General features: G+C 38.5%; 10 protein-coding genes. 8 read left to right on the forward strand and 2 right to left on the reverse strand.

Features of this window, described 5'->3' with window-relative positions; genetic code table 11:
- Positions 1–11: 11 nt before the first annotated feature.
- The 8 genes from B7E05_RS04685 (at position 12) to B7E05_RS04720 (ending at position 9,307) form a co-directional block, all read left to right on the forward strand.
- Positions 12–1,688: a dihydroxy-acid dehydratase gene (locus B7E05_RS04685; RefSeq protein ID WP_179134465.1), complete on the forward strand. Its 1,677-nt coding sequence runs from the start codon at positions 12–14 to the stop codon at positions 1,686–1,688.
- A gap of 61 nt (positions 1,689–1,749) precedes the next feature.
- Complete coding sequence (locus tag B7E05_RS04690) at positions 1,750–3,099, forward strand: GntP family permease (protein WP_080872903.1); 1,350 nt, start codon at positions 1,750–1,752, stop codon at positions 3,097–3,099.
- Between the two features lie 576 nt (positions 3,100–3,675).
- Positions 3,676–4,662, forward strand: coding sequence for a LacI family DNA-binding transcriptional regulator (locus B7E05_RS04695; protein ID WP_080872904.1), 987 nt, complete (start codon positions 3,676–3,678; stop codon positions 4,660–4,662).
- A gap of 93 nt (positions 4,663–4,755) precedes the next feature.
- The gene (rbsD, locus tag B7E05_RS04700) at positions 4,756–5,151 is read left to right on the forward strand and encodes a D-ribose pyranase (protein ID WP_080872906.1); all 396 of its coding nucleotides are present in this window, start codon (positions 4,756–4,758) and stop codon (positions 5,149–5,151) included.
- A 21-nt stretch (positions 5,152–5,172) separates the two neighbouring features.
- Positions 5,173–6,696, forward strand: a complete 1,524-nt coding sequence (locus B7E05_RS04705) for a sugar ABC transporter ATP-binding protein (protein WP_281252444.1) — start codon at positions 5,173–5,175, stop codon at positions 6,694–6,696.
- Positions 6,674–7,609, forward strand: a complete 936-nt coding sequence (locus tag B7E05_RS04710) for an ABC transporter permease subunit (RefSeq protein WP_080872907.1) — start codon at positions 6,674–6,676, stop codon at positions 7,607–7,609. The genes B7E05_RS04705 and B7E05_RS04710 overlap by 23 nt, the downstream gene beginning before the upstream one ends.
- Before the next feature lie 70 nt (positions 7,610–7,679).
- Positions 7,680–8,624, forward strand: a complete 945-nt coding sequence (rbsB, locus tag B7E05_RS04715) for a ribose ABC transporter substrate-binding protein RbsB (RefSeq protein ID WP_080872908.1) — start codon at positions 7,680–7,682, stop codon at positions 8,622–8,624.
- Positions 8,625–8,743: 119 nt separating this feature from the next.
- Positions 8,744–9,307 carry an HAD family hydrolase gene (locus B7E05_RS04720; RefSeq protein WP_080872910.1) on the forward strand — a complete coding sequence of 188 codons (564 nt, stop codon included), beginning with the start codon at positions 8,744–8,746 and terminating at the stop codon, positions 9,305–9,307.
- Positions 9,308–9,407: 100 nt separating this feature from the next.
- On the opposite strand, the gene B7E05_RS04725 is transcribed toward B7E05_RS04720, so the two are convergent.
- Positions 9,408–10,874 (reverse strand): APC family permease, encoded by a 1,467-nt coding sequence (locus B7E05_RS04725; protein ID WP_080872911.1) that lies wholly within the window; start codon positions 10,872–10,874, stop codon positions 9,408–9,410.
- Between the two features lie 3 nt (positions 10,875–10,877).
- Positions 10,878–12,512 carry an amidohydrolase gene (locus B7E05_RS04730; protein WP_080872913.1) on the reverse strand — a complete coding sequence of 545 codons (1,635 nt, stop codon included), beginning with the start codon at positions 12,510–12,512 and terminating at the stop codon, positions 10,878–10,880.
- Between the last annotated feature and the right edge of the window lie 28 nt (positions 12,513–12,540).

A 12,540-nucleotide genomic window follows, 5' to 3' on the forward strand; every position in this document is an offset into this window, starting at 1 on the left:
AGGTGAATATAATGAAAAGGGTTACATCATATGGAGATAAGGGGTTTAGTGAGTACATAAAAATGGCTTTTCAGAGAAATCTGGGGTTTGATGAAAGTGATTATAATAAACCAATAATTGGTATATGTAATACTTTTAGTGAAATTAATAGATGTCATGCACATATTAAACCGATTATTAATGCCATTAAGAACGGGGTGCTAATGGCTGGTGGTATCCCCCTTGAGTTTCCTACAATTTCAGTTGGAGAAATGTTTACTAGTCCTACAACAATGTTGTATAGAAACTTGGTAGCTATGGATACGGAAGAAATGATAAGCGCACAACCGATTGATGGAGTGGTACTTATCGGTGGCTGTGATAAAATGGCGCCTGGGCAATTGATGGGAGCTTTTAGTGCAAATAAACCATCAATTCTATTTACTGGAGGTCCAATGGCTAATGGCGAATATAAAGGGAAAACTTTGGGAGCTTGCAGTGACTGTAGACACTATTGGCAAGAATATAAAGCTGGGACAATCTCAGAGGAAGAATTATCAGAAATAAATGCTCAATTAGCTCCAACTAATGGACATTGTATGGTAATGGGTTCAGCAAGCACAATTGCAGCATGCTCTGAAGCATTAGGAATAATGCTTCCAGGTAGCTCTACGCCGCCAGCTACAGTAAATGAGAGATTAAGGATGGCGAAAGAGACAGGGAAATCCATTGTTAATCTAGTGGAGAAAGATGTCAAACCTACAGATATTATTACTAAAAAGTCATTTGAAAACGCTATCACTACTTTAATGACTATTGGTGGATCAACAAATACTGTAATACATTTAATTGCAATTGCTAAGAGACTAGGCATTGATTTAACATTAGAAGACTTTGAAAGAATATCTCAAAGAACACCTATTCTAGCTAATTTAAGACCAGCAGGAGAATTTCAAATGCAGGAATTTTATCATGCTGGAGGTGTTTCTGCATTATTAACAGAGTTAAAACAATTACTTCATTTAAAAGAATTAACAGTTACGAACAAAACACTTGAAGAAAATATTCAAGGATCTAAAGTCATCGAGGAGTATAGAAAAATAATTAAACCATTTCATAAGCCACTTTATAAAAATGGAGGTATAAAAATATTGAAAGGTAATCTAGTTCCCTCGGGGGCTATTGTTAAACCAAAAGCAATTTCAAATCGTGATTTAATGAAGCATACTGGAGAAGCTATTATTTTTGATTCAATCCAAGAAATGGAGGAAAAAGTAAATGATGAGAACCTTCAAGTAGATGAAAATAATGTCTTGGTATTAAGAAATGCTGGACCAGTTGGAGCTCCTGGCATGCCAGAGGCTGGAGGGATTCCTATTCCAAAGAAATTATTAAAAAGAGGAGTTAGAGATATGGTCCGGATATCAGATTGCCGCATGAGCGGGACTGCTTCTGGTACGGTAATTCTTCACGCTGCGCCTGAATCAGCTGTTGGGGGGCCAATTGGTCTTTTAAAAAATGGAGATAAGGTACATTTGGATATAGAAAATGGCATCCTTGAAGTATTCGTTTCTGAGGATGAACTGCAGAAGAGAAAAGAGTTTTGGAAGCCTCCAGTATTTAAAGAGGGAAGAGGTTATCCTCAATTATACAGGAGCCATGTTCTTCAAGCTTCAGAAGGCTGTGATTTTGACTTTTTACTTCCATAAATCATATTAAATAATTATTAACTAGTTGGCAAAGCAGTATGTAAAAGGAGGCTATATTCATATGGAAAGTACTGCATGGATTATTACTGTAGGGATAATAGCAATGGTAATATTGCTTTTCTTAATTATTAGGACAAAACTCCAAGCATTTTTAGCATTGATTATAGCTAGTTTATTTGTAGGTCTAGCTGTTGGGATGCCTCCGCAAGAATTATTAACACACATAGAAGAGGCAATGGGAGGAACCCTGGGTTTTGTTGCTTTAATAATTGGGATAGGAACCATATTTGGTGAAGTATTAAGAGCATCAGGAGCATCTGAAAAATTGGCATTAACATTGATGGAGAAATTTGGAGAAAAAAATATTGTTTGGGCTTTGGGGGCAAGTGGATTTCTTGTATCTATAGCGGTTTATATAGACGTTGCTATTGTGATATTAGTTCCTTTAACTTATTCACTAGTAAGAAAGTCAAAAAAATCATTACTTTATTATGGAATTCCTTTGACAGCTGGATTAAGTGTAACACACACATTTATACCTCCAACTCCTGGGCCAATTGCTACGGCTAGTATCATTGGAGCGGATTTAGGATATGTTATTTTGTTTGGTATAATTGCAGGTATTCCAGCTATGATTGTTGCTGGACCAATTTTTGGAAAGTTTATATCAAAAAAAATACATGTTGATGTTCCAGAGCATTTTCAAGAATCCGATATAAATTATGATCCAAATAAACTACCTGGATTTGCTGGTGTTGTCATAATGTTAATTACACCATTAATTTTAATTTTAGGAAATACTACTGCAGACTTGTTATTAGATGAAGGTAATTTATTTAGAGAAATTCTTATGTTTATTGGGAATCCTATAGTTGCTTTGTTAATTGTAAGCATTTTAACAATATGGCTATACGGTACGAGAAGAGGATTTACCAAAGAAGAATTACAAGGAATTACAACGAAAGCATTAGAGCCGGCAGGAATAATTATTCTGATAACAGGCGCAGGGGGAGTATTCGGACAAACGTTAATCGCTACAGGGATTGGAGATATACTTGCGGATGCAATGCAACAAATTAATATGCCAATTATCTTGTTTGGATTTATAACAGCAGCTTTAATCCGAATCACACAAGGGTCTGGGACAGTTTCTATGATTACTGCTGCAAGTTTAGTTTCGCCTTTAATACAACATTTTGATGTCAGTGAGCCAATGTTAGGGTTAGTAGTAATAGCTATTGCATGTGGGGGAGCAGCTTTCTCTCACGTAAATGATTCAGGATTTTGGATGGCTAATAGATATTTTGGAATGAGCGTAGCTGATACTTTAAAATCTTGGACAGTTATGAAATCTTTAGTTGGATTAACTGGTTTAGCAGTTGTATTATTACTAAGTTTGTTTATAAATTAAATATGGACTACTCCATTAACTTTTGTTTTAATAGATGTTTCTGAATATTATGAGGTTAATGGAGTTTTACTTTCTCAATATTTAATAAATAATCTATAAAATAGTCTATACTGGATAGAAATCTATTAAACTATCTTGGAACTAAAAAATTTGTAAAACTTCTAATAAAAATATAACCTGTTGTTTCAATTTGGATTAGAAATATCTAAAACATATAATGGTAAATACATAATGTTCGAAATTCAAGATTGTATAAATCACATTCGTTTATGCAATATCAAACAATCATCTATATAAGAACCCTTAAAGCAGAAATATAAAACAGTAATAATTATACTACTGCAGCAAATAGCCAACCCCCATCAACCTCTGAATTCAAGATGTTATATATTCTATAAATTTCTAATATACAGTACTTGACAACTATTTTAAAACGCTTTAATATATTATGTAACGGGTTACACAATGAAATATGACTTACTTCTTGCTTATCTGATATTATTTTTATTTGTTTTATGTAACCGGTTACATAAAACGGGTTTATAAATCTATCAATCAATGGAAGTGATTTTAAAAATGCCTACAATGGAAAATGTTGCAAAGGCTGCAGTAGTGTCGGCAGAAATGGTTTCTCGTATTATCAACAGCAAGGCTTATGTCAACACGGATACAAAAGAAAAAGTGTATAAAGTAATTGATCAAATCAATGAACGTCCGAATGGCGTAGAACAGAGGTTGTTTAAAGGGCGTTCTAAAATGATTGCATTATTTGTCCCAGATATTATGAATCCTTTTTTTCCGGAGCTCGCTCGAGGAGTGGAAGATTTCATGAACCAAAATGGTTACACTTTTGTGCTTTGTAATACGGATAATAATCCTGCGAAAGAAGAAGCGTATATGCATGCACTGAAACAGAAGTCCGTGGATGGGATGATTGTTGTCTCCAGTACGATTTCTGAAGAACATGTCAGAGAAAGCAATATACCGATTATTGCTCTGGACCGAATTTTAAATGCCAATTTGTCTTCGATTACGGTGAAGAATCGAAAAGGGGCGAGGAAAGCGGTCCAGCATTTAAAATCTTTAGGTTGTCACCGAATAGCACATATATGCGGTCCTGAAAACGCAAGTAATACCTTGGATCGTCTGGGAGGTTTTCTTGATGAAGTGAAAGAGGAGCCTTGGTTTTTATCCAGTTATATTCAAGCTGGCGGATATAATTATAGTATGGCAGTTCAAGCAACCAAGGAATTGCTTGTCAGCCATCCTGAGATAGACGGTATATTCGCAGCGAATGATTTAATGGGTGCTGGCGTATTGCGAGCTTCGCAGGAGTTAGGCTTTCATGTTCCAGAGGATCTGGCTGTGGTGGCCTTTGATGGAATAAAGTTGAGTGAGACAACTTCCCCAACTTTAACGACAATGGTGCAGCCGATATACGAGATTGGGAGAAGGGCAGCAGAAATTCTGGACCATCAAATAAAGCACCCGGAGGATACGATACAAGCTGAGGAATTCAAAGTGGAATTAGTCCAACGGGAATCGACGCAGATAAAAAGATAAAGGCAAAGTATCGCGTCAGTTGAAGTTGGATCAAGGAATATCTAAAATATCATAAGACGTAAGGCAATTTGAAAGAGAAAGGAATGTTTCTGAGTGAAAAAGACAGGAATTTTAAATCGAGAAATTGCATCCGTCCTTGCCAGGCTTGGACATACAGATACGGTAATTATTGCCGATTGCGGACTTCCAATACCGGAAGAAACACCATGTATTGACTTGTCTATTACGCTTGGGACACCTGATTTTGAATCTGTATTAAGAGAAATAGCGACTGATATGGTTATCGAAGAAATAACATTAGCTAAAGAAATAGAGGCAGATAACAGCACATTGCATGTTCACTTAACAAATGAGTATTCGGAAATACCCTTTCACTACTTGTCGCATAAGGAGTTAAAGGAGAAGATAAAAGAGGCTAAAGCAGTTATTCGAACGGGAGAAGCTGCACCATATGCAAATGCGATTCTGCAGGCAGGTGTGATTTTTTAGAGATAAAGGAGGTGCGTGACGTTGAGTGAAACACCTTTTATAGAAATGGAAGCAATTGATAAATCCTTTGCAGGAAACCAAGTATTAAAAAATGTACATTTTGATGTAAGATATGGTGAAGTGCATGCGCTTATGGGAGAGAATGGCGCTGGTAAATCCACATTAGTGAAAGTATTAACAGGTATCCATCCCCGCGATAATGGCGCTATCAAAGTCAAGGGGGATGAAGTCGTCTTTAAACATCCTAAAGATGCGGAAGAAAAAGGAATAGCTGTTATCCACCAAGAGTTGAATATTATTCCGCATTTGACAGTCACACAAAATATGTTTCTTGGAAAAGAATTAACATTTGGCAAGACAGGTATTTTGAATACAAAGGAAATGAAAAAGCAAACAAAAAAGCGATTACATGACTTGGGCGTGACTAATATTCACCCTGATGAAACAGCAGGAGATTTATCTGTCGGAAAACAGCAAATGGTGGAAATTGCGCGTGCTTTAGCTACCAAAGCGGAGTTAATCATCATGGATGAACCTACTGCCGCATTAACCGAAAGAGAAATTGAAAGCCTTTTCAAAGTGGTTCATTCCTTAAGGGAGCAAGGTGTGAGCATCATTTACATCTCGCACAGAATGGAAGAAATATTCGAGATTTGTGATCGTATTACAGTCTTGCGAGATGGGCAGTATGTTGGAACAAAAAACGTCAGAGAAACCTCATTTGAAAGCATTGTTAAAATGATGGTCGGCCGCGAACTTGGTGAGCGTTTTCCAACCAGGAACAATGTGATTGGAGATGTCATTTTTGAAGTGGAGAATCTGGAGCTGGAAGGGTTTTTTAAAGATATTCACTTTGATGTGAGAAAAGGGGAAATTCTGGGTGTGGCCGGATTAATGGGAGCAGGAAGATCAGAAGTGATGGAAGCCATATTCGGCTTTCGTAAAAAGAATAACGGGCTGGTTAAACTGCATGGTAATCCGTTGAACATTAAGCATCCACGTGATTCGGTGAAAGCAGGAATTGGTTTTATTACAGAAGATCGGAAATCTAAAGGATTAGTTATCAATGCTTCTATTCGTGAAAATATTGCATTGCCGAATTTAAATACGATTTCTACAAATGGGGTTATATCTTCTGCGAAAGAAAAATCACTGGTAGAAAATTTGATCCAGCAATTGCAAGTCCGAACAACTGGTCAAGAACAGGAAGTCAAATCCTTGAGTGGCGGGAACCAGCAAAAAATTGTTATTGCGAAATGGTTAGGGATTGAACCGAAAGTGCTTATCTTGGATGAACCTACCAGGGGAGTGGACGTAGGTGCAAAAAAAGAGATTTATACCATTATGAATGAATTAACAAAAAACGGAGTTGCCATTATTATGATTTCTTCCGAGCTGCCTGAAGTTCTTGGGGTAAGTGATCGAATTCTGGTTTTACATGAAGGGAAAGTGACAGGTTTATTAGATCGTGACGAAGCTGATCAGGAAAAAATAATGATGGCTGCGACGGGAGGAGAGAAAAATGAAACGAATGGCGATAAATAATATAGCAAAGTTAGGTCCTCTCATCGGTTTAGTAATCATTGTGCTTATCCTGGGTTTATTAAATGATAATTTCTTTACAATGAACAATATATTAAATCTATTGAGACAAGTTTCCATAAATGCACTTATCGCTTTCGGAATGACATTTGTCATTTTGACAGCAGGTATTGATTTATCGGTCGGTTCCATGTTGGCATTGGGAAGTGCACTTACAGCAGGATTGCTTACTAGTGGAATGGATCCGATGCTGGCAGTCTTTATTGGTTTACTAATTGGTTTGGCGTTAGGTGCTATGAACGGGCTTATTATTACAAAAGGAAAAGTAGCTCCCTTTATTGCAACACTTGCAACGATGACTATATTTCGTGGAGCGACTTTAGTGTATACAGATGGCAGACCGATTACTGGATTATCAGATAGTTTTACATTTGAAATGATAGGAAGAGGTTATGTATTTGGTGTTCCTTTTCCGGCGCTATTGATGCTCATTATTTTTATTATCTTATTCTTTGTATTGCGAAACACGGTTTTTGGCCGACAAGTATATGCAGTTGGAGGAAACGAAGAAGCTTCCATCCTTTCCGGAATCAAAGTAGATCGCGTGAAAATATGGGTGTACTCCCTTACAGGTATGTTGTCTGTACTGGCAGGTATCATTCTCACCAGCCGTTTGAATTCAGCACAACCAACAGCAGGCAGTATGTATGAATTAGATGCGATTGCAGCCGTTGTTATAGGCGGGACAAGCCTGGCTGGCGGACGCGGAAGAATTGTCGGTACATTGATTGGTGTTTTAATTATTGGAGTTATTGATAATGGATTGAACTTGTTAAATGTATCATCATTTTACCAGCAAATTGTGAAAGGTGGTGTCATTTTACTAGCTGTTCTGATGGACCGTCGTTCAAAATAGCATTGGTAACAAGGACTTCCATTGATTGAAATATCTCAAAAAAATTAAAATTTTGTAAGGAGGAATAAAAATGGGGAAATGGTTAAAGAATTTTGGATTTATTGCAGTTTTAATTGTTTTGTTGGCAGCATGTTCTACGGATTCGCCAGGATCATCGGATGATGCAGAAGGTGGAGAAGAAGGCTCCGGAGATGAAAACGTGAAAATTGGGCTTTCCATCTCTACATTAAATAACCCGTTTTTTGTAACTGTACGTGATGGTGCTCAAGCTGCTGCAGAGGAAGCTGGCTATGAAGTGGTTACTGCGGATGCACAGGATGACCCTTCTACTCAATTAAGTGATATTGAAGATTTAATACAACAGGATATTGATATTCTTTTAGTCAATCCAGTTGATTCTGATGCGATTGTATCTGCGGTTGAATCAGCGAATAGTAGTGACATCCCTGTTATAACCGTCGATAGAAGTGCAGAAGGCGGAGAGGTTGTGACACACATTGCTTCAGATAACGTAGCTGGTGGTGAAATGGCTGGTGAATTCATTGCAGAACAATTAAGTGAAGAGGGCAATGTTGTCGAATTGGAAGGCATATCCGGAGCTTCTGCAACGCGTGAACGCGGAGAAGGGTTTCATAACGTTGTAGATGAAATGGATGGCATAGAAGTGGTAGCAAATCAATCTGCTAATTTTGACCGAACAGAAGGTTTATCTGTTATGGAAAATATCATTCAAGGTACAGAAGATATTGATGCTGTCTTTTCCCATAACGATGAAATGGCACTTGGAGCGATTGAAGCCCTGCAGGCACAAAATATGTTGGAAGATGTTACGGTTGTAGGTTTTGATGCGACAGATGATGCCGTAGCTTCTGTAGAAGAAGGCGTCATGGATGCTACCATTGCACAGCAGCCGGATTTAATTGGTGAAAGAGCAATAGAAGCAGCGGGACAAGTAGTAAATGGCGAAACAGTCGAGGATTTCATTCCTGTTGAATTAGAGCTTATAAGTGAATAAATCTGATTAGAGGAAGATCATCCGTTAGGGTGGTCTTTTTTTAATGGGTTAATTTATAATAGCTTTATAAATTAATCGAAACAAAATAAAGTTTACCAAAAAAGAGGAGGGCAACCCACATGATATCTCACATTATATGGGACTTGGGGGAAACACTAACCACACCGCCAAATGGGCGGATAGATAAAAAGCCGCTAACAGCTTATCCGGAAATTCAATTAAGAGCACACGTACCAGAAGTATTGGAAACCATCCGACAGATGGGGTTAAAGCAATCTATTCTTAGCAACACGGCAACAAGTGACAGTACCGTTGTCAGAGAGCTGCTAAACAGGTTAGATATATTAGACAAGTTTGAATATGTTTACGCTACCCAATCTGAATTAGATCCAGATGTTCCTGAAAAACCGGATCGTATTGTTTATGATTATGTGCTTGAGAAATTGGCTATTGAAGCGAAAGAGGCGGTGATGATAGGGAACACTTGGGATACGGATATCATTGGGGCTAATAAAATTGGTATGCATGCGATTTGGCTTCAAAATCCGGTAGTCTCTGTAAGAAAAGATTTTGACGGAAAAGTGTCTATGCCTCCTTGGATATTGCCAGTATGGGATATGGAGTCTGTGCCCAAAGCTGTGGAATTAATGATGGAATGCTGTCAAAGTGGTGACAGGAAATAACAGGAACGTATCGATGCTGCGAGTAACGATAAACAAGCTCCCTTATCAGGTTTCATTTAAAACCTCGAAAAGGGAGCTTGTGTTTCATTTTATATAGATGTTAATCTTCTTCATCCTTCTTAATCTCAACTTCTTCCGTTCCAAGAATATAATAGTTCAATTCTTTTTCCGGAATTTGCTTCAAATCTTTTCGTTTGATGATATAGAAGATAATTCCCAGAACAACCCAGGCAACCAGAGCAATTCTGGATTCTATTCCTAAAAATGCCGGTGAGCCCGGAATAAGCAGCAGACCTAAGAAGATAATGCTGGCAATCATTCCAAGGATGGCAATAATCTTTTTCTTTGGTGCTTCAATATGTTTTTTCTCATTAAAGGTATGATCCTTTTTCATTTTAAATAATGAAAAGGCCGCATAACAGGTGTAAAAGTAGGCGATGGTTACACCGATGGAGGACATATCGACAACCCACATCAGAGCCTCTCTACCAAACCACGGAGCCAGTATCGCAATCACTACTGCAAATATAATTCCCCAATAAGGTGTATTATATTTTGGATGCAGTTTGGAGAAGCTTTTTGGGATAATTTTAGCTCGGGACATGGCAAATAATAGTCTGCTGGAAGAGATGATAAATCCATTCAATCCGGTGAAAATTCCCATAGTCAATGCGACAGCAAGGATAGCCAGTCCAAAAGGTCCGAGCAAGTTTTCAATAATGTAACCTGTACCCCATATATGATTTTCTTCCACAACACCTTCCCATGGCCGGACCATGGAAGTTGTAATAATCATTAAACTGTATAATGTAGCCGCTGCTAAAATGGCAAAGACGATTAACTTAAATGCTTTGCTGGATGGAAAGTCGAACTCCTCTGCAGCTTGCGGCACATTATCAAAGCCGACATAGGCCCATGGTGCAATGGCGACAATAGAAATAATCGCAGCAATGGCTGTTGTTTCCCGCGGGAACATCGGTGTGATATTGGAAAATCCTGCGTCGGGCTGTATGCCGACGAAAAGTAAAAGAACAAATATGGCTGCAATCATAATCATACAAAAAATAAATTGCATTTTTCCGGATAATGTCGTTCCACGGATATTAAAAAATCCAAATACAATCAGAACAATGGCTGCTACCAAAATCTCGGTCAGATAGACATCCCAACCTGCGATTTGATAGAGCGGGATATTCTCAATAACTCTCGGAAAGATAAATTTAATCATTAACGCAAATGCGGATGCATTTAATGCCACGATACAGATGTACCCCAGGGTTAAGAACCATCCAGAGATAAAAGCATGTGTCCTGCCTAAACTGATATAGGCATAGGCAAACTCCCCGCCGGAAACGGGGAAACTTTTAATTAAGGAGCCGTAACTGACTGCAATTAAAATCATTAACAGGGCACCGATAAAGAACCCAATAATAACCCCGAGCGGTCCAGCAGTAGACATCCAGGTGGTTGGCTGGACAAAAGCGCCCCAGCCAATCGCTGAACCTAAAGCAATTGCCCAAATCCAATGGGGTTTTAGTGTTTTCGCAAGTGTTTCTCTCTCTTTCATTCGTTAAACTCCTTTAGTTGCGGAATCGTGTTTTTCCAAATTATATATTGTTTTTCCTTCTTTTATCGTTTCTAAAACTTGGATATTTTGAATCGCTGTTTTGTCTATTTTCAATGGATTTTGATCTAATATGACAAGGTCTGCTAATTTTCCTTCTTCCAGACTTCCCTTGGTGTCTTCTTCAAAATATTGGTATGCTGCATTGATGGTTACAGCTTTTAATGCTTCATAGACACTGACACATTCTTCAGGTCCGATATGAACGCCATTTCTCGTTTGTCGATTCACAGCACACCAGATGGTATGCAACATATCCGGCTTGACGATGGGAGCGTCTTGATGGAAGTTCACACATAATCCACGGTCATAAGCTGATCTTGCCGGGCTGATTCGACGGCCGCGTTCCTCACCAAGATTTTTTAAATGGATATCTCCCCAGTAATAGATGTGTGCGACGAAGATAGAAGGAATCATGGACAATGCTGCCATCTTATCCAATTGGTCATAACGTACCGTCTGGCAGTGAATCATCACGGGCCTTAATTGGTCTTTATCCGGGCGGTCTGATTCTTCTAAAGACGCCTGATAATTGCGTAGTAACTGGTCGGAAGCAGCGTCTCCGTTACAATGCGTTAATAACTGTGCACCATCACGAATGGCTGCATCTGTATACTGTTTTACCTGCTCATCCTGGTGCCACGGATACCCTCTATAGCTTTCTTCCCCCTCATAGGGTTCGGTTAACCAAGCGGTTTTCCCTTGAGGTGAACCGTCCAAAAACATTTTGTAACCGCCGATTTTAAAGCGGTCGCTATATTTTTTAGCGTATTCCTGATTTTCATCCATTTGTTTTTTGGGTTCTGCATCAAAGACCGGGTAAGCAACCACGTCTATTTTCAGCTTTTGCTGCTTGGCTAATGCTTTAAATAAATCAATGATTTCTTTGGATGACGCACCATCCTGAACGGTTGTCATTCCATTCTTTATATAAACATCCTGTGCCAACTCAATAAGTTTTGTATAATCTAGTTTCTGGTCTTGTAACAGGGTTCTTTGCAGCGCCATCATGGCGTTTTCTTCCAAATAACCGTCGGGCTCTGTGCTGCCTTCTACACGGCCGATAGTTCCGCCTTCCGGATCTTCTGTCTCAGCATCAATTCCGGCTGCTTGTAGAGCTGCATCATTTGCGCAGCCTAAATGACCGGAAGCATGTAAAATAAAAATAGGGTGGTCTGTAGACACTTGGTTTAAAACTTCCTTGGCTGGATGTTTGTTTTCTGCAAGGAAATTATGATCATAACCGCACCCAACGATGATATCTCCTTTACGTAATTGTTTGTTCTGCATATATTCTGTCAGTGTTTGAATAATATCCTCAAAATGATTACATGCACTTAAATCAGCCATTAATGAAAATTGTCCTACCATTGAAATATGTCCATGTGGATCAATAAAGGCAGGCATCAGCGTACGTCCTTGTAAATCAATATTTTCTGCATCATCACTGGCGTCCTGCTTTACTTCAGTTAAATTGCCTTGTTTCTTAATCAGTCCGTCTTCCACTAAAATGGCTTCCGCAACCTCATTTTCACCCGTCATGGTAATGATATCGCCGCCATAGTATAATTTTTGTGTCATTCTATCCCGCTCCTTATTTTAATATGTT

The organism is Oceanobacillus timonensis (assembly GCF_900166635.1).
Taxonomy (GTDB): Bacteria; Bacillota; Bacilli; order Bacillales; family Amphibacillaceae; genus Oceanobacillus; species Oceanobacillus timonensis.